This is a genomic window from Streptomyces sp. NPDC006207 (genome assembly GCF_040613835.1).
Lineage (GTDB): Bacteria > Actinomycetota > Actinomycetes > Streptomycetales > Streptomycetaceae > Actinacidiphila.
This window is the reverse complement of sequence record NZ_JBEXSX010000018.1, coordinates 109882-133753: the sequence shown is the minus strand read 5'-3', so window position 1 is coordinate 133753 and position 23872 is coordinate 109882. Positions and strand designations below refer to the sequence as shown.

Annotated in this window: 25 protein-coding genes; 7 read left to right on the top strand and 18 right to left on the bottom strand. The window is 72.0% G+C overall.

What is annotated here, in order from left to right:
• Positions 1–12: 12 nt before the first annotated feature.
• Positions 13–927, bottom strand: coding sequence for an SGNH/GDSL hydrolase family protein (locus ABZ312_RS17260; protein ID WP_500321603.1), 915 nt, complete (start codon positions 925–927; stop codon positions 13–15).
• A gap of 209 nt (positions 928–1136) precedes the next feature.
• Between ABZ312_RS17260 and ABZ312_RS17255 the strand changes: the two genes are divergently transcribed.
• Both ABZ312_RS17255 and ABZ312_RS17250 read left to right on the top strand, forming a co-directional pair.
• Positions 1137–2765 (top strand): CocE/NonD family hydrolase, encoded by a 1629-nt coding sequence (locus ABZ312_RS17255; RefSeq protein WP_500357010.1) that lies wholly within the window; start codon positions 1137–1139, stop codon positions 2763–2765.
• 74 nt (positions 2766–2839) lie between these two features.
• Positions 2840–3586 (top strand): GntR family transcriptional regulator, encoded by a 747-nt coding sequence (locus tag ABZ312_RS17250; RefSeq protein ID WP_500321605.1) that lies wholly within the window; start codon positions 2840–2842, stop codon positions 3584–3586.
• 72 nt (positions 3587–3658) lie between these two features.
• On the opposite strand, the gene ABZ312_RS17245 is transcribed toward ABZ312_RS17250, so the two are convergent.
• Entirely contained in the window at positions 3659–3943 is a 285-nt protein-coding gene (locus ABZ312_RS17245) for a TfoX/Sxy family DNA transformation protein (protein ID WP_326571765.1), read from the bottom strand.
• 29 nt (positions 3944–3972) lie between these two features.
• Positions 3973–4494, bottom strand: a complete 522-nt coding sequence (locus ABZ312_RS17240; RefSeq protein ID WP_500357012.1) for an ATP-binding protein — start codon at positions 4492–4494, stop codon at positions 3973–3975.
• Between the two features lie 145 nt (positions 4495–4639).
• Between ABZ312_RS17240 and ABZ312_RS17235 the strand changes: the two genes are divergently transcribed.
• Positions 4640–5500: a helix-turn-helix domain-containing protein gene (locus ABZ312_RS17235; RefSeq protein ID WP_500321607.1), complete on the top strand. Its 861-nt coding sequence runs from the start codon at positions 4640–4642 to the stop codon at positions 5498–5500.
• A 16-nt stretch (positions 5501–5516) separates the two neighbouring features.
• Here the strand turns inward: ABZ312_RS17235 and ABZ312_RS17230 are convergent, their stop codons facing one another.
• Together ABZ312_RS17230 and ABZ312_RS17225 are read right to left on the bottom strand one after the other, a co-directional pair.
• Positions 5517–5957, bottom strand: coding sequence for a DUF6278 family protein (locus tag ABZ312_RS17230; RefSeq protein WP_500438032.1), 441 nt, complete (start codon positions 5955–5957; stop codon positions 5517–5519).
• Positions 5958–5962: 5 nt separating this feature from the next.
• Positions 5963–6301 (bottom strand): cupin domain-containing protein, encoded by a 339-nt coding sequence (locus tag ABZ312_RS17225; RefSeq protein ID WP_499514784.1) that lies wholly within the window; start codon positions 6299–6301, stop codon positions 5963–5965.
• A 109-nt stretch (positions 6302–6410) separates the two neighbouring features.
• Here ABZ312_RS17225 and ABZ312_RS17220 point away from each other — a divergent pair, with 109 nt between their 5' ends.
• Complete coding sequence (locus ABZ312_RS17220) at positions 6411–7268, top strand: SMI1/KNR4 family protein (RefSeq protein ID WP_500321609.1); 858 nt, start codon at positions 6411–6413, stop codon at positions 7266–7268.
• Here ABZ312_RS17220 and ABZ312_RS17215 read toward each other — a convergent pair.
• From ABZ312_RS17215 to iolC, 13 genes are all read right to left on the bottom strand, one after another.
• Positions 7193–7972 carry an exodeoxyribonuclease III gene (locus ABZ312_RS17215; protein WP_500357017.1) on the bottom strand — a complete coding sequence of 260 codons (780 nt, stop codon included), beginning with the start codon at positions 7970–7972 and terminating at the stop codon, positions 7193–7195. The genes ABZ312_RS17220 and ABZ312_RS17215 overlap by 76 nt on opposite strands.
• A 71-nt stretch (positions 7973–8043) precedes the next feature.
• Positions 8044–8691, bottom strand: a complete 648-nt coding sequence (locus ABZ312_RS17210) for an MBL fold metallo-hydrolase (RefSeq protein WP_500321611.1) — start codon at positions 8689–8691, stop codon at positions 8044–8046.
• Positions 8692–8821: 130 nt separating this feature from the next.
• A complete protein-coding gene (gene pcaDC / locus ABZ312_RS17205; protein WP_500438030.1) occupies positions 8822–10102 on the bottom strand; it encodes a bifunctional 3-oxoadipate enol-lactonase/4-carboxymuconolactone decarboxylase PcaDC in 1281 nt (426 codons plus the stop codon).
• A gap of 84 nt (positions 10103–10186) precedes the next feature.
• Positions 10187–10708: a hypothetical protein gene (locus tag ABZ312_RS17200; RefSeq protein WP_500321613.1), complete on the bottom strand. Its 522-nt coding sequence runs from the start codon at positions 10706–10708 to the stop codon at positions 10187–10189.
• Positions 10709–10713: 5 nt separating this feature from the next.
• Positions 10714–11832: an ROK family glucokinase gene (locus ABZ312_RS17195; RefSeq protein ID WP_499514778.1), complete on the bottom strand. Its 1119-nt coding sequence runs from the start codon at positions 11830–11832 to the stop codon at positions 10714–10716.
• Positions 11833–12031: 199 nt separating this feature from the next.
• Positions 12032–12811, bottom strand: coding sequence for an ATP-binding cassette domain-containing protein (locus ABZ312_RS17190; protein WP_500321614.1), 780 nt, complete (start codon positions 12809–12811; stop codon positions 12032–12034).
• Complete coding sequence (locus ABZ312_RS17185; protein ID WP_500321615.1) at positions 12808–13830, bottom strand: ABC transporter permease; 1023 nt, start codon at positions 13828–13830, stop codon at positions 12808–12810. The genes ABZ312_RS17190 and ABZ312_RS17185 overlap by 4 nt, the downstream gene beginning before the upstream one ends.
• Positions 13827–14789: a sugar ABC transporter substrate-binding protein gene (locus ABZ312_RS17180; RefSeq protein WP_500321616.1), complete on the bottom strand. Its 963-nt coding sequence runs from the start codon at positions 14787–14789 to the stop codon at positions 13827–13829. Before ABZ312_RS17180 ends, ABZ312_RS17185 begins: the two co-directional genes overlap by 4 nt.
• A 134-nt stretch (positions 14790–14923) precedes the next feature.
• Positions 14924–15724, bottom strand: coding sequence for a GntR family transcriptional regulator (locus tag ABZ312_RS17175; protein WP_500438028.1), 801 nt, complete (start codon positions 15722–15724; stop codon positions 14924–14926).
• Positions 15725–15825: 101 nt separating this feature from the next.
• Positions 15826–17697 carry a 3D-(3,5/4)-trihydroxycyclohexane-1,2-dione acylhydrolase (decyclizing) gene (gene iolD / locus ABZ312_RS17170; protein ID WP_500438026.1) on the bottom strand — a complete coding sequence of 624 codons (1872 nt, stop codon included), beginning with the start codon at positions 17695–17697 and terminating at the stop codon, positions 15826–15828.
• On the bottom strand, positions 17697–18602 hold the full coding sequence (gene iolB / locus ABZ312_RS17165) for a 5-deoxy-glucuronate isomerase (RefSeq protein WP_500321619.1): 906 nt from the start codon (positions 18600–18602) through the stop codon (positions 17697–17699). The genes iolD and iolB overlap by 1 nt, the downstream gene beginning before the upstream one ends.
• A 38-nt stretch (positions 18603–18640) precedes the next feature.
• On the bottom strand, positions 18641–19519 hold the full coding sequence (locus ABZ312_RS17160) for a Cgl0159 family (beta/alpha)8-fold protein (RefSeq protein ID WP_499514772.1): 879 nt from the start codon (positions 19517–19519) through the stop codon (positions 18641–18643).
• A 32-nt stretch (positions 19520–19551) separates the two neighbouring features.
• Positions 19552–20499, bottom strand: coding sequence for a 5-dehydro-2-deoxygluconokinase (gene iolC, locus ABZ312_RS17155; RefSeq protein ID WP_500357024.1), 948 nt, complete (start codon positions 20497–20499; stop codon positions 19552–19554).
• 274 nt (positions 20500–20773) lie between these two features.
• On the opposite strand from iolC, the gene ABZ312_RS17150 reads away from it, so the two are divergent.
• The 3 genes from ABZ312_RS17150 to ABZ312_RS17140 are packed head-to-tail and all read left to right on the top strand — an operon-like array spanning position 20774 to position 23753.
• A complete protein-coding gene (locus ABZ312_RS17150) occupies positions 20774–21787 on the top strand; it encodes a sugar ABC transporter substrate-binding protein (RefSeq protein ID WP_499514770.1) in 1014 nt (337 codons plus the stop codon).
• The gene (locus ABZ312_RS17145; RefSeq protein ID WP_500321622.1) at positions 21784–22866 is read left to right on the top strand and encodes an ABC transporter permease; all 1083 of its coding nucleotides are present in this window, start codon (positions 21784–21786) and stop codon (positions 22864–22866) included. The genes ABZ312_RS17150 and ABZ312_RS17145 overlap by 4 nt, the downstream gene beginning before the upstream one ends.
• Positions 22867–22871: 5 nt before the next feature.
• Complete coding sequence (locus ABZ312_RS17140) at positions 22872–23753, top strand: ATP-binding cassette domain-containing protein (protein ID WP_500321623.1); 882 nt, start codon at positions 22872–22874, stop codon at positions 23751–23753.
• Positions 23754–23872 lie beyond the last annotated feature (119 nt).

The following is a 23872-nucleotide window of genomic DNA, read 5'->3' as shown; positions in this document are numbered from 1 at the left end:
CCCGCGGCCCCGTCATATGCGGCCGCGCACGCAGATCCGGTCCAGGACGGCAGCGGCCATGGCCTTCTCGCCCAGCGCGTTGGGATGGGCGGGCGCGGCCGGAGCGGCGGGCGTGAGCGGCTCGATCCAGCGGACGCCGGGGGCCGTGCACATGTCGTGGCCGACGGTCGGGGTGTAGGTGTCGACGTAGGTCGCGTGGGCGGCCTTGGCACGACGGGCCAGCATGGCGTTGAGCCGCTTCTCGGTGTCCCGGAGGTAGGCGAAGTCCTTGTCGGCGAAGGGCACGGCCGGGCGGCAGCCGACCCCGCTGTCGGGGAGCAGCGCCGGGTAGCCGACGACCACGACGCGGGCCCGCGGCGCGCGGTGGTGGATGGCGTCCAGCACGGCGTCGATCTTCGGTGCCGTCTGCTCCACGGCGGCCCGCAACCGGTCGGTTCCACCCGCCGTGTAGTACTTCTCGCAGGGATTGCCGGTCGGGTCGGAGACCGCGGCGCCGGCGCAGGTGCGGATGATGCTCCCGAAGCCGACGTCGTTGCCGCCGATCTGCAGGGTGACCAGGGAGGTCCGCCGGCTCAGGGCGTCCAGCTGCGGCGGGTTGCTGCCCTGCGCCTTCCACATCTCGGCGGTGGTGGCCCCGCCGCAGCTCACGTCGGTCAGGCTGGTGCCTCTCAGCCGCCCCGCCACCAACGAGGGGTAGTTCCGGTTCGACCGGGCGCAATTGGCGTCCACCTGGTCGGGGATGAGCGGTCCCGACGTGTACGAGTCCCCGAGCGCGACGTACGCGTCCCGGTGGCCGTTGCCGTGACCGTTGCCTTGATGGTGGCCGTCGCGCGAGTGCGCGGTGGCCGGAACCGTGCTCACCGCGGCGAGCACGAGCGCGGCCGCCGCCGCGGCCGCTCCCAGGATCGATGCACGTCCGACACCCATCGGGCCCTCCCCCTGTCGACGCTGACGGGTTCAGATTCGGCGTCCCGCGTGGCCGAAGTCAATGGATGCGTCGCAAGTTCGCTCGATGGACTGACGTTCCCTCAGCTCAGGGCAATCGTTACTGGCGCGTAACATGCAGAGGTATTACCAACGGTAAGCGGCTCTGGTTACTCTCCAGTCACTTTGTCACGGGGACATCTGGAGCCGCCATGAGAGCGCTTCGTACCACCGCGGGAACGTTTTCCGCCGTCCTGCTCGCCACCGCGGCACTGGGCATCGCGGCCCCCGCCGCGCACGCGACCCCGCTCGCAGGCCCGGGCACCGCGGCCGGCACGGCCCGCGTGGCGGGCACCGCCGCCCCTTCCGTCCGCTTCGTCGACATCCCGGGAGCCGGCGGGATCACCCTCAAGGGGAACGTCTTCACCCCTTCGGGCAACGGCGGTCGCGACGCAAGTGCGCGCTATCCCGCCGTCGTCCTCCCCAGCAGCTGGGGCCTGAACGACCTGCAGTACCTGGCCCAGGCGCAGAAGCTCGCCGACTCCGGCTACGTCGTGGTGAGTTACACCGCTCGTGGCTTCTACCTCTCCGGCGGGACGATCGACGTCGCCGGGCCGCTCGACGTCGCGGACATCTCGAGGGTCATCGACTGGACGCTCGCCAACACCCCCGCGGACCCCGGCCGGATCGGCATGGCCGGCGTCTCCTACGGTGCCGGACTGACCCTCATGGGCGCCGCGCACGACCCCCGCGTCAAGGCGGTGGCGGCGCTCAGCGGCTGGGCGGACCTGACCGAGTCCATCTACGGCGGCCGCACCCAGCACCTGCAGTCCTCCCTGCTGCTCGGCGCCGCCGGATACCTCACGGGCCGGCCCAGCGCCGAGTTCCAGCGGGTGCTCACCGACTTCCTGGCCTCCGACTACGACCAGGAGGACGAGCTGATCGCCTGGAGCCGGCTGCGCTCCCCCGGCACCTACCTCGACCGGATCAACGCCAACGGCACCGCCGTGATGCTCGCCAACGCCTGGGGCGACACGATCTTCTCGCCCAACCAGCTCGCCTCGTTCTACGACCGGCTGACCGTCCCCAAGCGCCTGGAGTTCCGCCCGGGCGACCACGCGACACCGGAGATCACGGGGCTGTTCGGGCTGCCCAACGACGTCTGGTCCGACACGCGGCGCTGGCTGGACCACCACCTCAAGGGCGTGGACAACGGCATCGACAAGGAGCAGCCGGTCCGCCTGGCCTCCCGCAGCGGTGGCGGCTACGAGGGGTACGGCAGCTGGTCGGCCGTACCCTCGGCCACCCGCGAGCTGCCGCTGGACGGCACCCGCCGCATCGCCGCGAACGTCGACTCGGGCGCGGACGGCGGCATCATCTTCCTCTCCTCGCTCGCCGACCAGCTCGCGCAGGCGCCGCCCGTCGTCTCCGTACCGCTGTTGCCGCGCACCTTCGCCGCGGTCTGGCAGAGTCCCCGCGACGAGACCGTGCAGCAGGTCCGCGGCACCCCCGTGCTGCACACCACGGTGACGCCCTCGGCCTCCCGGGGCACCTTCGTGGCCTACCTGTACGACGTGAACTCCCTCGGCATCGGCAAGCTGATCACGCACGCCCCCTACACCTTCACCGACCGCACCCCGGGAAGCCCCTTCGCGGTGGACCTGGAGCTGTACTCCACCGCCTACGACGTCCCGGCCGGCCACCGCCTGACCGTGGTCGTGGACACCGTCGACCCCCTCTACATCGAGCACAACCCGGCCTTCTCCGGGCTGGCCTTCTCCTCCCCGGCGGCGGACCCGTCCCGGCTCTCCCTGCCGCTTCGCCGACCGTCACTCCCGTAGCGTGCGTACCTCGGTACGCAGCTGTGGCCTGCGTACCTAACGTCGTGCCAGGAGCGGGAGAGAGGACAGCGGGGATGGCCGAGCCGGCGCCGGTGTACCAGTGGATCGCCGACGACCTCATGCGGCGGATCGACGAGGGACTCCTCAAGCCCGAGTCCCGCATCCCCTCCCGTTCCCGGCTGAAGGAGGCCTACCGGGCGAGCGACCAGACCGTCGACCGGGCAGTGCGCGTGCTGAAGGCGGCGGGCTACGTCGAAGGGCAGTTCGGCCGCGGGGTGTTCGTGATCGACCGTTCGGCCCGGGGGACGCTCGACCGCGGCACCGGCGCCGTCGACTCACCCTTCGCCACACGGGTCGCCGGTGACGCCGCAATGGTGGACTGGGAGTCCTCGACGGTCACCACGACCGCCCCGCCGGCCATCGCCGAGCGGCTCTGCATCGCCACCGGCGACCCGGTGGTGATGACCCGTTACGAGTACCTGGCGAACCGCCGGCCCGTGCAGCTCGCGACCAGTTGGGAACCGCTGGCCATCACCGACGGCACGGACGTCGCGCACCCCGAACGCGGCCCCTACGCCCGCCGTGGTGTGCGGGGACGGCTGGCCGCGATCGGGGTCCGCGTGGTGCGGGCCCGCGAGGTCCTGGAATCACGGCCCGCCACCGGCTGGGAGGCGCAGACCCTCGGCTGTGCGCACGGCCAGTGCGTGACGGCGGTCCAGCGGACGTACTTCGACGCCGACGACCGCGCCGTGGAGACCTCGGACACGGTGATCCGCGCCGACCGCTGGCGTGTGGCGTACAGCATCGACTTCTCGTCCTGACCGGCTGCCGGGCGGGCGCGTGGCCGGACCCGGCGAGGCCGCGCCCCTCGGCCCGGTGGTGGCGTGCGATCGCTAACGGCCTCCGGCTGCGGCGCCCGCGTGGCCCTCGCCGAGCACCCGGCCGACCAGCGCGTCGCGGTCGGCCTTGGGGATGGCGGTCCAGCGGGTACCGCGGATCGCGCCCTCGAGGGCGAGCAGGGTGTGGGTGCAGGCGTCCTCGGGAAGCCCTTCGCGGATCATCGCGAAGGCCCCTCCGGATCCGAGGCGGCGCAGCTCGTCGGCGTCCGGCACACCGGCGCTGCGAAGGCGCTCGGCCAGGACCGCGCCGATGTTGGGCATCTGCTGCAGGGAGTCCATGACCCCATCATGCACCTCCCGACGCCCCGTCAGACGGCGATCTCGGCCCAGACACGCTTGCCGCCCGGCAGGAGGTCTGTCCCCCAGCGGTAGGTGAGGGCGGAAACCACCTGAAGACCGCGGGCGCTCCCCGTCGTGTCGGGGACCCGCCCGGTCAGCACCAGGCAGGGCGGAGTGCGGGAGCCGTCGCGGACCGACATGTGCACCAGCGTCAGCCGCCGCGACAGCGTGACGCCCACACGCCGGCCCCCGGCGTGCCGCACGGCGTTGGAGACGAGCTCGGCGAGGACGATGCTCGCGGGGTCCATCAGGTACCCGAGGTCCCACGCGTCCAGGGTCGCCGCCAGGATGCGGCGCGCCTGGGCGGGCGCCAGGTCGTCGGCGGGCAGGAAGACCTCGCCCAGCAGGACGGTGGCGGGTGGGGCCGGGACGGGTTCGGCCGCCGGACCGTGGGTATGGAGGGTATCCGGAGGGGACTCGTCTCCGGCACCGCGGTCGGCGCCGGGGGCGACGCGCCGGAACGGGGGCTGTGCGGCCAAGTTGTCCCCCATGTGACCACCTCACAGGTGTCGTAGGTGGCGCCGAGCATTCCGTGAAGCACACGTGCACGCGATACCCCCGCGCTATTCTCACCACGACATACCCGCTGGTAACGCCGGTGGAAGGAACCGGCGCCGGTACGGACGGGAGTCGTGGATGTCGGGACCGGTTGCCGGCGCTGCCGTCGAGATCCCCGCGTGGGCCTGGGAGCGCGAGGAGATACGGGAGGCCCTGCGGGCCCGCGACGCCGGGGCGATCCTGCGGTTCGCGCAGCAGTACGGCGGCGCGAGCCAGTCGCGCATCGCCGCCGCAACGGGGCTGCTGCAGGGCCGGGTCAACGAGATCGTGCGGGGGCGCCGCTCGGTGGTGCGGTTCGACGTGTTCGAGCGCATCGCGCAGGGCCTGCGCATGCCGGACCACGCACGGATGCTCATGGGGCTCGCGCCGCGCCGCCTGCGCTCGTACGGCGTCCGCGACCTGATGGACCATCCGCAGGTCGCGGCGGTCGCGCTGACCAAGCCCGAGGCGGCCGCGGAGATCCGCGAGGCGGCCGCGAGCGCCGACGCGGTGGACGTGGTGGGCGTGCGCGCCCTGGGCCTGGTGGCGCTCGGCGACTCGCTGCTGCGGGGGCCCCTGACCCGCGACGGCCGGACCGGGTCTCCTCCCCGCATGCGGCTGCTGTTGCTGCACCCGGAGAGCCCCGCGGTCGCCCGGATCGCGGAGGAGGTCGGCGAGACACCGCGCTTCTTCGCGTCGAGCCTGCGCTTCGCGGAGGACATGCTCGCCGCCCTCGCCGATGAAGGAACGATTCAGCTGGAGGTCTACCGCTACCGCACCGCGCCGGTGTGGCGGTTGGTGCGCCTCGACGGTGCCGCCTTCGTCTCCGTCATCGGACCGCCGGCGGACCCGCGGGGCTCGCTGGTCTACCGGCTCTCCGCCACGCCGCCCGGCTCGGTGCTCTATGGCTTCGACCGCTGGTTCGAGGCCATGCTCGGCGAGGCCGAGCGCGTCATCTAGGAGCGCCGGGCGGCGCTCAGGCCTCGGACGCCTCGGCGTGGACCTGGGACAGCTCCGGGGTGCCGCTCTCCGCCCACTCGTGGCCGGCCTCGACGACGTCGAGTTCACGGCCGGAGGCCAGCAGGATGACGGGCCGGCCGTTGGGCCAGATCTGCCAGCTCGCGCCCGGCACGGTGCGCACGACGACCGTGCCGAGGTAGAGCCCGGCGTCGTTGCCGAGCCAGGACAGCTCGTCCGGATCGTCGCGCCAGCGCGGCACCAGTTGGTCCAGGCGCTCCAAAGAGGCGGCCGTGTCGTCCAGTTCCACGCCCTCGGCCTCGGCCCTGGCGCGCAGCAGTTGGCACTCGGAGAGCAGTTCCGCGACTCCTTCCGGGTCCTCGGCGAGGGACTCCGGTACGGCCGCGCCGCGGACCTCGCCGTACCGTTTGCGCCATCTGTCCAGGAAGGAGATGTCCATGGGCATCAGCCTATGGCGTAGGCCTTGCGGAGTGTCTCGTGGACGGTCCATGTCGTGCGGTCTCCTTCGCGGAGGACGCAGACGTCACCCGGGCCGAGCTCCAGGGTCGGTCCGCCCTCCACCTCGACGGTGGCCCGCCCGCTGACGACCACGAACATCTCGTCCGCCTCGGTGTCGGTCACCACGCCCGGGGTGATCTGCCAGATCCCCCTCGAACGGGTGCCGTCGGGCGACTGCCACAGCACCGTTCCGGTGACCTCCGGGGAGCCGGAGACGATCTGCTCCGGGTCCAGGGGGTCGGGTTCGAGCACGGCGGCGGCGATGTCGACGGAGAAGCTCTTCATGGCCGGGAGCGTACGCGCGGGCGTATGCCAACGGTAACGACACGTTGTATACGTTCCGTTGCCGCACAATACGTAACGTAAGGCTGCCCCGCGCGAGAAGGGCCATGCAATGCGGGATGAACGGGAAGCCGCGGCACGGGCGGCGGACCGCGCCTGGCGGCTGCTGGAGGAACTGGCGGCGCGGGCACCGGGGACGGTGCGGCTGGCACCCGGCGCGGACGACGCCGAGATCGCGGCGTGGGGCGTGCCGCTGCCCGACGAGGTGCGGCACCTGGTCGGCAGGGTGCGGTCGATCCGCATCGGGGGGCTGGAGGAGTACCGGCTGGCCCCGGAGCGCGGGCTGCACCCCGGTGGCTGGGCGGTGGGGCCGCCCGGCTCCGCGCACCTGCTGCACGAGTCGGGCGGGGACACGCTCTTCGTCGACGTGGACGAGGGCACCGGCGCCTGGGGCCGGGTGTTCGCCGCGACCGGCGTCTTCCTCGACACCTGGGCGTACGTCGCGCCGTCACTGGTCGACTGGGTCACCCTGCTGGCCCGGGCCGGGCTCACGGCCCTGGAGCGCACGGTGCCCGAGCCGGATCCGGATCCCGAACGGGCGGACGGCACGGCTCCGGACCACACCGCCGTGCTGGAGCGGCTCGCCGAGACCTCGCACGTCTTCTCCTACCGGCCCGACCTGCGGGGCACGCCCGTGGGGCAGGCCCGGCCCGACGCCGACCCGGAGCTGGCGGGCGCGCTGACCGGGCTGCCGGACGACGCCCTGGTGGTGGACCTGCGCGACGTGGCGCATCCGGCCACCTTGCACCTGCCCTGCCCGCCCGGCCTGCGCGGCTACGTCGAGTTCCAGCGCAGGGCCGGCGGGCGCTTCGCGGTGGGCCTGCCCCGGAGCGGTCAGACGTCGAGGTCGACCACGACGGGGGCGTGGTCGGAGGCGCCCTTGCCCTTGCGCTCCTCACGGTCGACGTAGGCGTCGGAGACCGCCTTGCCGAAGGCCTGGTTCGCGTAGACCAGGTCGATCCGCATGCCGCGGTTCTTGGGGAAGGCCAGCTGGCGGTAGTCCCAGTAGGTGTAGGGACGGTCGTACTTCAGCGGGCGGGGCACCACGTCGTTGAGCCCGGCCTCGCGCAGGTGCGCCAGCGCCTCCCGCTCCGCGGGGGTGACGTGGGTCAGCCCCTCGAAGACCGAGGGGTCCCACACATCCTCGTCGGTGGGCGCCACGTTGTAGTCGCCGAGGACGGCGAAGGGGCGCCCGCCGGCAGCGTCCTGCGCGACCGCCGCGCGCAGCGCCTCGAACCAGCGCAGCTTGTAGGCGTAGTGCTCGTGGCCGACCTCACGGCCATTGGGCACGTACACCGACCAGACCCGGACCGGGCCGCAGGTCGCCGAGACCGCGCGGGGCTCGTCGACCTCCTCGTACAGCGGGCCGCCGGGCAGGCCGACGACGACGTCCTCGAGACCCACCTTGGACAGCAGGGCGACGCCGTTCCACCGGCCGGTGGCGTTGACGGCGGTCTCGTAGCCGAGGGCGCGCAGCTCGTCGAACGGGAACTGCGCCTCGGCGCACTTGGTCTCCTGGATGCACAGCACGTCCGGGCTGTTCTTCTCCAGCCAGGGCAGCAGCCGCGGCAGGCGGGCGGTGATCGAGTTGACGTTCCAGGTGGCGATGCGCATGGACCCGAATGTACCGCCCGCCTCCGACAACCGGCCCCGCGGCGTTCCCCGGGGCCGTCCGCGGCAGGTCGTCAGCCCAGGTCGGCGCTGTCGCCGGGGGCCAGCCTGCCGTGCTCCGCGCCGCCGACACCGGGCCCGTCGGGGCCGAGCAGCCGGTCGTAGACGGTACGCGCGATGTCGCTGAGCAGCCCGTCGTGCACGTCGATGGCGCGGGCCGGCTTGACCTCGCGGAGGTAGTCGATGACCTCGGAGACCTTGCTCCAGGGGGCGTGCACCGGCAGCAGCAGCGTCTCGACGGACCGGCCGGGCACGGTGAGCGCGTCGCCGGGGTGGAAGACGGAGCCGTCGACGAGGAAGCCCACATTGGTGATGCGCGGGATGTCGGGGTGGATCACGGCGTGCATCTGACCGTGCACCTCGATGTCGAAGCCGGCCGCACTGAAGGTGTCGCCCTCGCCGACGGTGTGGACCCGGCCCGGGAAGGCGGCCGACACCTGGTCGGCGACGCTCTTCAACGTCCAGATCTCGGCGGCGGGGTCGGCCTCCAGGGCGGCGCGCAATTGCTGTTCGCTGAAGTGGTCCGCGTGCTCGTGCGTGATGAGCACCGCCTCCGCCCCCGTCGCCGCCTCCGGTTCGGTGAAGGCTCCGGGGTCGATGACGAGCGTGCGCCCGTCCTTCTCCAGGCGGACGCAGGCATGGCCCCTCTTCGTCAGCTTCATGGCTCTCCTCCGGAGCGGTGATCTTTTGCATGGCCATCATGGCCGGGGCCGTGCGCACCGCACACGCCGCATCCAGGTGGGGATGGCAAGGGGCTGACGGGGCGACCGGGCTGCCGCCGTGCGCGCGGGCTCACTCCCGTGGCCGAGTCTCCTCCCGGATGACACGCCGCGCCACCGCGAAGGCGGAGGTGGCGGCGGGCACCCCGCAGTAGACGGCGGTGTGCAGCAGCACCTCCTCGATCTCGGCCGGGGTGAGGCCGCCGCGCAGCGCGGCCCGGGTGTGCCCGGCCAGTTCCGTGTGGTGGCCGCCGGCGACGAGCGCGGTCAGGGTGACGACGCTGCGGGTGCGCCGGTCGAGCCCGGGCCGGTTCCAGACCTCCCCCCAGGCGTAGCGGGTGACGAACTCCTCGAAGTCCCCGGCGGACTCCTCGGCCTCCCCCGCCGCCCGGTCGACGTGGGCGTCGCCCAGGAGCTCGCGCCGGGTGCGGTCGCCCTGCGCGTACGCGTCCGGGCGTTCGCCCGCGGTACCGCCCCGGTGCTGCGGCGCGGGCCGTACGGGGGCCGCCGCAGCGGGCTCGGGGGCCGCATGTGCGGGCTGCGCGGGGAGGGTCACGGCGGCGGGCTGCTCGGTCCAGGTGGCCTCGAAGTGGCGTACGAGGAGTTCGCCCACGGCGGCGGGCTGCTCGACCGGCACCAGGTGCGAGGCCCCGGGGACGACCGCGAGCCGCGCGTCCGGTATCCCGGCGACCAGGGCCCGGGCGTCGGCGGGCGGCGTCACCTGGTCCTCGGCGCCGCCCAGGACCAGCGTCGGCACGGTGATCAGGCCCAGCTCGGCGCGCACGTCATGGGCGGCCAGCGCCTCGCAGGCGGCGATGTAGCACTCGGGGTCGACGGCGCGGGCCATCTGCACGGACCAGTCCACGATGGCGGCCTGGGCGGCACGGAAGGCGGGGGCGAACCAGCGCTCGGGGGTGCTCAGGGCGATCTGCTCCAGGCCGTTCGCACGGACGACGACGCCGAGCTGCCGCCATGCGTCAGGGGTTCCGAAACGGGCGGCCGAGGAGACCAGCGCGAGCGAGGCCACGCGCTGCGGGGCGCGCAGCGCGAGCTGGGTGCCGATGGCGCCGCCGAAAGCGCAGCCCGCGTAGCCGAAGCGCTCGACGCCGGCCTCGTCCAGGGTGCCCAGCAGGCGGTCGGCGAGGTCGGCGGTGGAGGCAGAGGGGTCGGCGGGGGCACCGCCGTGCCCCGGGAGGTCGTACCGCAGAACCCTCCACTGCCGGGTCAGCTCGGGTATCTGCCGGTCCCACATGTGCCACGTCGTGCCCAGTGAGGGGCCGAGGACCAGGACCGGGGCGTCCTGCGGGCCGTCGATGCGGTGCTGGAGGGTCTTGGGGGTCTGCTCGTCGGTCACTCGCTCCACGCTATCGAGGCGTTCGCGGGCACGGACGCCCGGGCCCCGTGACGGCGCGGGACCCTTGCGGCGCCTGGGCGCCGGTCAGCGGAAGTTTATCGTGGACACGACATAGACCACGGGGTGGTCCGTGTTGGAGAGGTCGACCGTGATGTTGTGGTCCGGCTTGTCGCCGTGCTGCTTGAGCTTGAGACCGGCCCACCGGCGGTCCGTGCCGAAGGTCCAGCGCACCGTGCGGGCCTGCTTCGGGCTCACGGTCACGTCGCCGTCCCTCAGGGCGGAGCGGCTCGTGCCGACCTGGGCGAGGAAGGTGTCCAGGCCGCCCTGGTTGGTGCGGAACTGCACGTAGAAAGAGCTGGAGGCCCAGTTGTTGGTCTCCAGGTACGCCACCGGCGTCGACCCGGACGGGATCGGCACCTCGTAGATGCGCCGCTGCACCTTGGTGGGCCACAGGTAGGTGAGCGTGGTGGCGGCGGCCTGCTGCTGCTTCTCCTCGCCGCTGTCCCGGCTCTGCTCGGCGGAGATGATCACGTAGCCGATCGGCACCAGGATCAGCAGCGGGACGACCGTCCACTGCACCCAGCGCGGCGGCTTCCTCGCGGGCATGGCACTCACTTGCCGACGACCTTCGCGTAGCGCTCGTACCGCTCGACCCGCCGCCGGTTGGCCCGCCGGAAGCGGCGCGCGACCAGCCGCGCCAGGTCCGCGGCGCCGACCATCCCGGCCTCTGGGCCGAGCTGGGCCTTGACGATACGCGCCTCCGGCCGGTAGCCGCGGCCGGTCAGATGGCGCCGGAAGGCGTCGCGGGCCGGGGCGATCAGCAGGTCGTCGGCCGCGCTGACGCCGCCGCCGATGACGAAGCAGGAAGGATCCAGGGCGGCGGCGAGGTTGGCGATGCCGACGCCCAGCCACTGGCCGATGTCCTGGAAGAGCTCGACGCACATCGGATCACCCTCACGGGCGAGCTCCGTGATGAGCGGTCCGGTGATCTCCCGGACCTGGCCGTCGACCCGGTCGATGATCCCGTACGCGACAGGGGACTCCGCCGCCGCGAGTTCGCGGGCCTCGCGCACCAGGGCGTTGCCCGAGCTGTACTGCTCCCAGCAGCCGCGGTTGCCGCAGGCGCAGCGGTGGCCGCCGGGCACGACCTGCATGTGGCCGAACTCGCCCGCGACGCCGTAGCGGCCCCGCTTGACCTGGCCGTCCTCCAGGATGGCGCCGCCGATCCCGGTGCCTAGCGTGATCATGACGAGGTCGTTCTCACCGCGGCCGGCGCCGAAGCGCCACTCCGCCCATGCGGCGGTGTTCGCGTCGTTGTCCACCATGACGGGGACCCGCAGGCGCTCGGTGAGGCGGGCCTTCAGCGGCTCGTCGCGCCAGGACAGGTGGGGGGCGAAGAGCACCCGGGAGCGGTCCGCGTCGACCCACCCGGCCGCGCCGATGCCCACGGCGTGCACGTCGTGCCGCTCGGACAGGTCGAGGACGAGCTCGGTGATGGTGTCCTCGACCACCTTCGGGCTCTTGCTCTTGTCCGGGGTCTCGGTGCGCAGCTTCTCCAGGATGGTGCCGTCCGCGTCGACGACGCCGGCCATCACCTTGGTGCCGCCGATGTCGATGCCGACGGTGGGGACCCGGGGCGCGGTGAGGTGCGAGCGGCGCTCGCGGCGGCCCACCGTGCTCAGGAGTGTGGAACTGCTGGAGGAGCGGGCGGCACCTCGGTACATGCTCATCGGTTCACCCCCGTGGATCCGATCCCGGACTCGGTCCCGAACTGCTGCTCGGTCGTCGCTCGCAAGGCTCGTCTCTCCGGGGTCGGGGGCGTTTCTCCGAGTGATTCTAAGTGCCGGGGCCGGCGGGGGCGTGGCCCGCTGCCCCGGGCGCCGGCGGAGCGGGTGCCCGGGTGGACGACCGGGGGCCGCCCACCCGCCCTCACGGCGCCGGGCGGCGCAGTTCGTGCGCGAGCGCCTCGAGGTCCGAGCCGCCGGCCATCTCCCGCGTGAGCTCGTCCACCGTGATCCCGTCCCTGGTGTAGGAGCCGGTCATCGTGCCGCGGCGCAGCAGGACGAAGCGGTCGCCGACGAGGTGGGCGTGGTGGGGGTTGTGCGTGATGAGGACCACACCCAGCCCGGCGTCCCGGGCCGCGGCGACGTACTTCAGGACGACGCCGGACTGCCGGACGCCGAGTGCCGCCGTGGGCTCGTCGAGGATGAGCACCTTGGCCCCGAAGTGCACGGCCCGGGCGATGGCGACGCTCTGCCGCTGCCCGCCCGACAGGGTGCCGATGGGCTGGTCCACGTCGCGCAGGTCGATCCCCATGTCGCGCAGTGCCGTGCGCGTGGTCTCCCGCATCATGGCGACGTCCAGGCGCTTGAAGGGGCCGCGGCCCTTCCTCGGCTCGGAGCCGAGGAAGAAGTTCCGCCACACCGGCATCAGCGGGACGACGGCCAGGTCCTGGTAGACCGTGGCGATGCCTCGGTCGAGGGCCTCGCGGGGGGAGGCGTGGCGTACGGGCACGCCCTCGACCTCGTAAGTGCCCCCGTCGTGCTGGTGCAGCCCGGCGATGATCTTGATCAGGGTGGACTTGCCCGCACCGTTGTCACCGAGGACGCAGGTGATCTCCCCCGCGTGCACCTCCAGGGAGACGCCCTCCAGGGCGCGCACGTGCCCGTACGCCTTGCTGACGTCGGTCAGCTTCACCAGGACCGTCACTTCGCCGCCTCCGCCCGCTTGCGCACCCAGGCGTTGAGCAGCGTCGCCAGCAGCAGCATGGCGCCCAGGAAGAACTTGAACCAGTCTGGGTTCCACTCGGCGTAGACGATGCCCTTGCTGGTCATGCCGAAGATGAACGCGCCGACCGCCGAGCCGACGGCGGAGCCGTAGCCGCCGGTCATCAGACAGCCGCCGATCACGGCGGCGATGATGTACAGGAACTCGTTGCCGATGCCCTCTCCCGACTGCACGACGTCGAAGGAGAACAGCAGGTGCTGCCCGGAGATCCACGCGCAGAAGGCGACGGCCATGTACAGGCCCGTCTTCGTACGGGTGACGGGGACGCCGACCGCGCGGGCCGCGTCGGGGCCGCCGCCGGAGGCGAAGATCCAGTTGCCGGCGCGGGTGCGCAGCAGGACCCACGTGGCGACGGCGACCAGCGCGATCCACCACAGGATGGTCACCTGGAGGTCGACGTCGCCGATCCTCAGGTGCGAGGCGAACAGCGCCCGCGCCGACGCGAAGCCCTCCATGTCGGAGATGGACTTGGTGCTGACCGTGCCGTCGATGAGCTTGGTGAAGCCCAGGTTGAGGCCGGTGAGCATCAGGAAGGTGCCCAGCGTGATGATGAAGCTCGGCAGCTTCGTGCGGGCCAGCATGATGCCGTTGAAGAAGCCGATGGCGAGGGTGACGAGCAGCGAGACGCCGACGCCCACCCAGACGTTCGCCGTCATCTGGTAGCTGAACATCGACGACACCAGGGCGGAGGACGTGACCAGCACGCCCGCCGACAGGTCGAACTCGCCGCCGATCATCAGCAGCGCCACTGGCACCGCCATGATCCCGATGGTGGACGCCGCGTAGAGGACGGTCCCCAGGCTCGCCGGCCGCAGGAAGGAGTCGGCCGCCACGGAGAAGAAGACGAAGACGGCCACGGCGCCGACGACCGCCCCGAGCTCGGGGCGGCTGAGCAGGCGGTGCCCGAGCCGTCTCGGGGGCGCGAGGCTGTCCGCGGTCATCGGGTGCCCCGCTTCGCGTAGTCCTTCAGCGCGGCCGCGTCGTCCTTGGTGACGATCTGCGGGCCGGTGAGCACGGGCCTGCCACCGCCGAGCACGTCGGCGTTGTACCGGTAGAGCCACAGCAGGTCGACGGCCTCGTAGCCCTGCAGGTACGGCTGCTGGTCGACGGCGAAGCCGATGGTGCCGTCCTCCAGCGCGCCCGCGACCTGGCCGTTGAGGTCGAAGGTGTCGACCTCGGCCTGGCTGCCCGCCTGGTCCTTCGCCTTGGCGGCGGTGGCGGCGTAGGGCGCGCCCAGGGTCACGACGGCGTCGATGGAACGGTCGGCCGCCAGCTTGGCCTGGAGGGCGGACTGGACGTCCGGCATGTTGGTGCCGTTGACGTAGAGGTTCTCCGTCGTGCCCGCGAAGGTGTTCTTCACGCCCGCGCAGCGCTGCTCGTGGCCGACGTTGCCCTGCTCGTGGAGCACGCACAGGACGTGCTTCCTGCCGCGCGCCGTGAGCTCGTCGCCGACGGCCTCGCCGGCGACGGTCTCGTCCTGGCCGATGTGCGCCAGGGCGCCGTACTCCTTGGACTGGGCGGACCCGGAGTTGATGGTGACGACCGGGATGCCGGCCTTCTCCGCCTTCAGGACGACGTCCTTCATGGCCTCGGGCTTGGCGAGCGTGACGACGAGGCCGTCGACCTTCTGGTCGATGGCGGTCTGCACCAGCTGCGCCTGGTCCTTGCCCTGGTCGCTGTTGGAGTACAGGAATTTGATGTTGTCCTTGGCCGCGGCCTGCCGGGCGCCCTTCTGGACGATGTCCCAGAAGCTGTCCCCGGCACCGGCGTGGGTGACCATGGCGACCGTCCACTTCGGTGTGTCGACGGCCGATCCGTTGGCCTGGGCCTCCTTGGCCCGCTGCTCCGCGCGCAGGCCCCCGGTGCTGCTGCAACCCGCCAGCGCCACACCGATGACCACTGTCAGTAGCGCACCGAGCGCACGCTTTCCCCTGTTCGCGCTCTCCACGTCGTGCCTTTCCCTGCAGGTCTTGGAACCGACCAAGTATCCGTCACAGGGTGCGATGCTTGCGGAAGGGGGGGTTCCGCGGTCGTTCAGGCCCGTACGAGGAGCTGGAACTCGAAGGCGTAGCGGGAGGCGCGGTAGATGTGCGTGCCGTATTCGACGGCCCTTCCCGTGTCGTCGTACGTCGTCCGGCTCATGGTGAGCAGCGCGGCCCCGGGGTCCTCGGCGAGCAGCTCGCCCTCCGCCTCGGTGGCGCACCGGGCGCCGACCGACTGACGGGCGCTGTGCAGGGTGATCCCGGCGGCGCGCATCATGCGGTACAGGCCGGTGGACTCCAGCCTGGCGTTGTCCAGGGACAGCAGTCCCGGCGGCAGGTAGTTGCACATGTGGGCCATTGGCTCACCGTGGGTGAAGCGCAGCCGTTGCAGGACGACGACGTCGCTGCCCTCGGCGAGGCCGAGCGCGGCGGCGACCAGGGCGGAGGCCGGCTCGGTCTCGTTGCGCAGCACCTGGGTCGCAGGGCTCTGCCCGGCCGCCTGGAGGTCGTCGAAGAGGCTGCTCAGCTCCAGGGGCCGCTTGACCTGGCTGTGCACGACTTGGGTGCCCACGCCGCGACGGCGCACCAGCAGTCCCTTGTCCACGAGGGACTGGATGGCCTGCCGGACGGTCGGCCGGGAGAGGCCGAGCCGTCCCGCGAGTTCGATCTCGTTGCCCAGGAGGCTGCCCGGGGCGAGCCTGCCGTGCTCGATGGCGCCCTCCAGCTGCTGGGCGAGCTGGTAGTACAGCGGCACCGGGCTGGAGCGGTCCACCTCGAACTCGAGCGGCGCGGACTCTGCTTTGGACACAGGGGGAGCGTATCCGCCGGTCTCGAACTCAGGAAACTCTGACATCACATTGTCCGAACATTTGGGTCCACCCCTTCTCGAAGAGCCCGCGGGCGGGCCGGTGCGGTCGGTGGCGCGGCCGGTGGTGCCGGGTTCCTGGAGCCGCCTCACAGGTGGCGGCGGCGGTCGCCCAGGTGCCGTTCGTAGGACTTGCGGGCCTCGACGGCCGCCTCCCGCGAGGCGGTCTCGGCGACCGGCACGTCCCACCAGGCCTGGGCGGCGGGGGCCGTCGGAGTGGGGTCGGTCTCGACGTACACGCAGGTCGGGCGGTCGGAGGCACGGGCGGCGGCCAGCGCCTCGCGCAGCTCGCGCACCGTCCGCGCGCGCAGCACGTCCATCCCGAGGCTGGCGGCGTTGGCGGCGAGGTCCACCGGGAGCGGGTCGCCGGTGAAGGAGCCGTCGGCGACCCGGTAGCGGTAGGCGGTGCCGAAGCGCTCGCCGCCGACCTCGGAGGACAGTCCGCCGATGGAGGCGTAGCCGTGGTTCTGGATGAGGAGGAGGTTGACGTTCACGCCCTCCTGGACGGCGGTCACGATCTCCGTCGGCATCATCAGGTAGGTGCCGTCCCCCACGAGCGCCCACACCGGCCGGTCGGGCGCAGCCATCCGCACGCCGATCGAGGCGGGGATCTCGTAGCCCATGCAGGAGTATCCGTACTCCAGGTGGTACTGCCGCGGTGAGCGGGCGCGCCACAGCTTGTGCAGGTCACCGGGGAGGGAGCCGGCGGCGTTGATGACCACGTCGTCGTCGCCGACCACCGAGTCGAGCGCGCCGAGCACCTGGGTCTGGGTGGGGCGGTCCGTGTCGTCCGCGGCGTACGCGCCGTCGACCACGCGCTCCCAGCTCTCCTTGCCCGCTCGGTACTCGGCCTCGTACGCCGGGTCGACGCGGTGTCCCGCCACGGCCCCGGCAAGGGCTTCGAGGCTCGCGCGGGCGTCGCCGACCAGGGTGCGGGCACCGAGCTTGTGGGCGTCGAAGCCGGTGACGTTGAGGTTGAGGAACCGCACCCCGGAGGCGGCGAAGAGGGTGGAGGAGGCGGTGGTGAAGTCGGTGTAGCGGGTGCCCACGCCGATGACCAGGTCGGCGGTGCGCGCGATGTCGTCGGCCACGGCGGTGCCGGTGTGCCCGACGCCGCCGAGGTCGGCCGGGTGGTCGTGGCGCAGCGAGCCCTTGCCGGCCTGGGTGGACGCCACCGGGATTCCGGTGGCGTCGGCCAGCGCCTGCAGGGCGGGCTCGGCCTCGCTGTGGTGGACACCGCCACCCGCGATGATCAGCGGGCGCCGCGCGGCGCGCACCGCCTCGGCGGCCGCGGCGAGTTCGGCGGCCTCGGGGACCGGGCGGCGTACGTGCCAGACGCGCTCGGCGAAGAACTCCTCCGGCCAGTCGTACGCCTCGGCCTGGACGTCCTGCGGGAGTGCGAGCGTGACGGCGCCGGTCTCGGCCGGGTCGGCGAGCACCCGCATCGCCTGGAGCGCGGACGGGATCAGGGCCTCGGGCCGGGTGACCCGGTCGAACCAGCGGGAGACCGGGCGCAGCGCGTCGTTGACGGAGACGTCGCCGTACTGGGTGTGCTCCAGCTGCTGCAGCACCGGGTCGGGGAGGCGGTTGGCGAAGGAGTCGCCGGGGAGCAGGAGCACCGGCAGCCGGTTGACGGTGGCGAGCGCGGCGCCGGTGACGAGGTTGGTGGCCCCGGGGCCGATGGAGGTGGTGACGGCCTGCGCGGACAGCCGGTTGAGCTGACGGGCGTAGCCGACGGCGGCGTGCACCATGGCCTGCTCGTTGCGGCCCTGGTGGTAGGGCATCTCCTGGCGGTACTCCACCAGGGCCTGGCCGATGCCGGCGACGTTGCCGTGGCCGAAGATGCCCCACGTGCCGGCGACGAGCCGGCGGCGGACCCCGTCGCGCTCGGTGTACTGCGCGGACAGGAACCGCACCAGCGCCTGGGCGACCGTGAGGCGTCGTACGGACTGGCTGCTCATCAGGACCTCTCGGGGGCTTCGTCGGTGACGGCGGGGGCGGTGTACAGCGGAAGGCGCGGGTCGACGGGCTGGTCCGGCCAGGTGGCCCTGACCCAGGCGTGGTCGGGGTGGTCGCAGATCAGCCAGGCGCGCTCCTCCCCCGGGCCCGCCATGACGTTGAGGTAGTACATGTCGTGGCCGGGGACGGCCATCGAGGGGCCGTGCCAGCCGTCGGGGATGAGGACGACGTCGCCGTGCCGGACCTCGGCGAGGACGTCGGTGTTGCGGCCGTTGCCGGAGGGTGACACCCGTTGGTAGCCGATGCCCTCCTTCCCGTGCGCCGGGGCGATCTCGAAGTAGTAGATCTCCTCCAGGCGCGATTCGCCCTCGCGGTCCTCGTCGTGCTTGTGCGGCGGGAAGGACGACCAGTTGCCCGCCGGGGTGAGCACCTCGACCGCGATCAGCCGGTCGCACTCGAAGACCCCGGCGGCGCCGAAGTTGTTGACCTGGCGGCTGCAGCTGCCGCTGCCCCGCAGCTCGACGGGGACGGCGGAGGCCGGTCCGTAGCGGGCGGGCAGCCGGCGGTCGCAGCGGGCACCGGTCAGGGCGAAGCGGCCGCCGGAGGCGGTGGTGACGGTGACCGTCTCGTCGCGCGGCACGTACGCGAAGTCGCTGACGCCGGCGAAGACGCTCTCGCGCCCGGTGAGCCGGGACGTCCCTTCTCCGGTGGAGACCTCGCAGCCTCCGGAGAGCGGCAGCACGATCCACTCGCTGTCACCCGTGGCGAACTCGTGCCGCCCGCCGGGCGCGAGTTCCAGGATCCGCAGCGAGGAGTGGTCCCAGCCGGCCCGTCGGGGGTCGACGTCGACGGCGTACGGGCCGGCGGCGGCCTTCCCTGCGGCCAGGTGGTTCTCGGTGCTGGTCATGGCGTGAGCCTCGCACTTCTCGCGGTTCGACCGGGACGTCACAGCAGGCCGACGGCGGTGTCGACGGCGGTCTCCACACCGCCCTCCGCCGGGTAGAGCAGCGTGCGGCCGACGACCAGGCCCTGGACGGTGGGCAGGCGCAGCGCCTTGCGCCACTTCTCGTAGACCGCGTCCTGTTCCCTGCCCACCTCTCCCCCGAGCAGGACGGCGGGGAGGGTGGAGGTCTCCATGACGGTGGCCATGTCGTCGACGTCATCGGTGACGGGCACCTTGAGCCAGGTGTAGGCGGAGGTCCCGGCGAGCCCGGAGGCGATGGCGATGGACTTGGTGACGGCCTCCGCGCTCAGGTCATTGCGCACCCTGCCGTCGACGCGGCGGGATATGAAGGGCTCGACGAAGACCGGGAGCCGGTGCTCGGCCATGTCGTCGATGGCGCGGGCGGTGGCGACCATGGTGCTCAGCGAGCCGCTGTCCTCGTAGCTGATGCGCAGGAGCAGCTTGCCCGCGTCGAAGCCGAGCCGGGCTATGTCCTGGGCGCGGTGGCCGGTGAAGCGGTCGTCGAGCTCGAAGGAGGCACCGGCGAGGCCCCCGCGGTTCATCGACCCCATGACGACCTTGCCCTCGAGCGCGCCGAGCAGCAGCAGGTCCTCCAGGATGTCCGCGGTGCCGAGGACCCCGTCCACGCCGGGGCGGGAGAGCGCGGTGCACAGCCGCTCCAGCAGGTCGACGCGGTTGGCCATGGCGAACTCCCGGTCGCCCACGGCGAACGCGCCCCGCGCGGGGTGGTCCGCGGCCACGATCATCAACCGGCCGCTGTCGCCGACGAGCGGGCGGCGGACGCGGCGGGCGGCGGCTTCGGCGATCGCCTCGGGATGGTGGGTCCGCACCTTCACCAGGTCGGAGATGCTGATGCTCAAGAGGAGCTCACTTTCGGGCAGAGGACGGACCGTCAGCCGCGGTCGAGGAGGTCCTGGACCTCCGACGCGGTGGGCATCGCGGAGGAGCAGGCCAGGCGCGACGCCACGATCGCGCCGGCGGCGTTGGCGTGGCGCATGATCCGCTCCAGGTCCCAGCCGGCGAGCAGCCCGTGGCAGAGGGAGCCGCCGAAGGCGTCGCCCGCGCCGAGCCCGTTGACGACTTCGACGGGCACCGGCGGGACCTCTGCGGTGCTGCCGTCGCGGTGGACGGCCAGGACGCCCTTCGGGCCCTGCTTGACGACGGCCAGTTCGACACCGGCGGCGAGCAGCGCCTCGGCCGCGGCGCGTGGTTCGCGCACCCCCGTGGCGACCTCGCACTCGTCGAGGTTGCCGACGGCGACGGTGGCCGAGGCCAGCGCCCGTGCGTAGTAGGGACGGGCCTCGTCCGGGTCCTTCCAGAACATGGGGCGCCAGTCGAGGTCGAAGACGGTGGTGCCGCGCCGCGCCCTGGCTTCGAGGGCGGCGAGGGTGGCGGTGCGGCTGGGCTCCGCGCACAGGCCGGTCCCGGTCATCCAGAAGATGCGGGCGGTCCGGACGGCGTCGAGGTCCAGTTCGGCGGCGTGGATCTCGAGGTCGGGGGCCTTGGGGAGCCGGTAGAAGTAGAGCGGGAAGTCGTCCGGCGGGAAGATCTCGCAGAAGGTGACCGGCGTCGGGTACGCGGCGACGGGGGTGACGTAGCGGTCGTCGACCCCGAACTCCTTGAGGGCCTGGTGGCAGTAGGCGCCGAAGGGGTCGTCGCCGGTGCGGGTGATGACGGCGGTGCTGCGGCCGAGGCGGGCCGCGGCGACCGCGACGTTGGTGGCGGAGCCGCCGAGGAACTTGCCGAACGTCTCGACCTGGGGCAGCGGCACACCGGTCTGCAGGGGGTAGAGGTCCACCCCGATCCGGCCCATCGTGATCAGGTCGTACGGCTCGGTCATGGGCGTGACTCCTCGTCGTGCGTCACCGGGGGGTCGCTCTGCGGCCCTGTCAGGTCTAGCCCGCCCGGTCGCGCGATGTCAACACTATGTCCTTACATACGAACGTACCGCCCGCCGGAAGTCCGGGTCGTTATCTTGTCGTTACGTCGAGATGAATTGATGTCTTGACAAAGTCTTGACAGGCGCCCCGGGGAGGGGTTTGCTCCCGTGCAGCACCCGGCCATGTGAACACGTCCGTCCCCTTCTCCCTCCCACCGCAGTGAGGTGCAGGAACATGGAACGCTCTCGCAGAAACCGTCGGATCTCCGCCGTCGCGGCCCTCTCCGCCGCGGCGGTCCTCCTCGCAGCGGGCTGTTCCAGCAGCTCAGGCGGGAAGAAGGCCGAGGAGTCGGCGGACGCCCCCGCCGCGGGCAAGGCCGGCACCCCGCGGATGAAGATCGCGATGGTCACCCACGCCGCCCCCGGTGACACCTTCTGGGACCTGATCCGCAAGGGCGCCCAGGCCGCCGCCGCCAAGGACAACGTGGAGCTCATCTACTCCAACGACCCCAACGCGGCGACCCAGGCCAACCTGATCCAGAACGCGATCGACCAGAAGGTCGACGGGATAGCCGTCACCCTGGCCAAGCCCGACGCCATGAAGGACGTCGTCGCCAAGGCCGAGGCCGCGGGCATCCCGGTGGTCGGCTTCAACGCGGGTCTGGACGACTGGAAGGACCAGGGACTGCTGGAGTACTTCGGGCAGGACGAGAGCGTCGCCGGTGAGGCGCTGGGCAACAAGCTCAACGACCTCGGAGCGCAGCACAACATCTGCGTGATCCACGAACAGGGCCACGTCGCCCTGGAGGCCCGCTGCGCCGGCGTGAAGAAGACCTTCAAGGGGAAGACCGAGAACCTCTACGTCAACGGCACGGACATGCCGTCGGTGAAGTCCACGATCACGGCGAAGCTCAAGCAGGACTCCGGCATCGACTACGTCGTCACCCTGGGCGCGCCCTTCGCCCTCACGGCCGTCCAGTCGGTCGCGGACGCCGGGAGCAAGGCCAAGGTCGGCACGTTCGACCTCAACAAGGACCTGGTCAAGGCCGTCCAGGACGGTGGCGTGCAGTTCGCCGTCGACCAGCAGCCGTACCTGCAGGGCTATCTCTCCGTCGACTCCCTGTGGCTGTACAAGACCAACGGCAACGTCAGCGGTGGAGGCGTCGCCCCGGTGCTGACCGGCCCGGCCTTCGTCGACAAGGACAACGTCGAGTCCGTGGCCTCGTTCGCCGCGAAGGGCACCCGGTGATCCCTGTGTCCCAGGCAGCCGCCCCAGCGGCGTCCCCCTCACCACCCGCGGCACCCGCCTCCAAGACGGACGGCCGCACCGCCGAACGCTCGCTGCTGCGCAGGACGCTGGCCCGCCCGGAGATCGGCGCGCTGATCGCCGCCGTCGCGGTCTACCTCTTCTTCTTCGCGGTGGCGCCGTCCTTCCGCGAGGCGGGCTCGCTGGCCACCGTGCTCTACCAGGCGTCGGTCATGGGCATCATGGCGCTGCCCGTGGCCCTGCTGATGATCGGCGGCGAGTTCGACCTCTCGGCCGGCGTCGCGGTCACCGCGTCGGCGCTGACCGCGAGCATGTTCAGCTTCCAGCTGAGCATGAACGTGTGGACCGGGGTGGCCGTCGCCCTGGTGGTGTCCCTGGGCATCGGGGCGCTCAACGGCTACATGCTGGTGAAGACCGGGCTGCCCAGCTTCCTCATCACCCTGGCCACCTTCCTGATGCTGCAGGGCCTCAACCTGGCGGTCACCAAGATCTTCACCGGCAACGTCGCCACCGACTCCATCAGCGACATGGACGGCTTCGGCCAGGCGCGCGCGCTGTTCGCCTCGGAGATCGGCATCGGCGGGGTCCAGCTCAAGGTGACGGTGCTGTGGTGGCTCGGCTTCGCGGCGCTGGCCACCTGGGTGCTGCTGCGCACCAGGTTCGGCAACTGGACCTTCGCGGTCGGCGGCAACAAGGACAGCGCGCGGGCGGTCGGCGTACCGGTGGCCTTCACCAAGATCGCGCTGTTCATGGCCGTGGGCTTCGGGGCCTGGTTCACCGGCATGCACCTGCTGTTCTCGTTCAACGCGGTGCAGTCGGGCGAAGGCGTCGGCAACGAGTTCCTGTACATCATCGCGGCGGTCATCGGCGGCTGCCTGCTCACCGGCGGCTACGGTTCGGCGATCGGCTCGGTGATCGGCGCCTTCATCTTCGGGATGGTCTCCCAGGGCATCGTGTACGCCAACTGGAACCCCGACTGGTTCAAGTTCTTCCTCGGCGTGATGCTCCTGATCGCGACCCTCGTCAATCTGTGGGTCCGCCGCACGGCGACCCGGAGGTGAGCCCGATGACCACCGCCACCACCACCGACCCCGACGGCACCGCCGCCGTCCCCGGGCCCGTCGTCGAACTGGACCGGGTGGGCAAGAGCTACGGCAACGTCCGCGCCCTGCACGGGGTCGACCTGGCCGTCCGGCCGGGGCAGGTCACCTGCGTCCTCGGCGACAACGGCGCGGGCAAGTCCACCCTGATCAAGATCGTCTCCGGGCTGCACCAGCACACCGAGGGCGAGTTCCGCATCGACGGCGCACCCGTACGGCTGAACACCCCGCGCGAGGCCCTGGACCGCGGCATCGCCGCCGTCTACCAGGACCTGGCGACCGTCCCACTGATGCCGGTCTGGCGGAACTTCTTCCTCGGCTCCGAACTGACCCGCGGCCCCCGGCCCGTACGGCGCCTGGACATCGCCCGGATGAAACGGACCGCGGACGAGGAACTGCGGGCGATGGGCATCGTCCTGGACGACCTGGAACAGCCCATCGGCACCCTCTCCGGCGGCCAGCGGCAGTCCGTGGCCATCGCCCGCGCGGTCCACTTCGGCGCGCGGGTGCTGATCCTGGACGAGCCGACCGCGGCGCTGGGCGTCAAGCAGTCGGGTGTCGTCCTGAAGTACATCGCGGCCGCACGCGACCGGGGTCTGGGCGTCATCTTCATCACCCACAATCCGCACCACGCCTTCATGGTGGGCGACCACTTCTCGGTGCTGCGGCTGGGCACCCTGGAGCTGAGCGCGGGCCGCGACGAGGTCTCCCTGGAGGAGCTGACCCACCACATGGCCGGCGGCGCCGAGCTGGCCGCGCTCAAGCACGAACTCGCCCAGGTCCGCGGTGTCGACGTGGAGGAACTGCCCGAACCGGAGGACCTGGGCGAAGGCCGTCCCTCCCCGTGAGGGCCCGCCCGACCCCGGTTCCACTCTGACATGACGTCCGTATGTCAGGACTAACTCTTGACGGCTGCCCGGCCGGACGGCGAAGCTTCCAGCGGGACCACGGAGCTTCGCGGGCATCC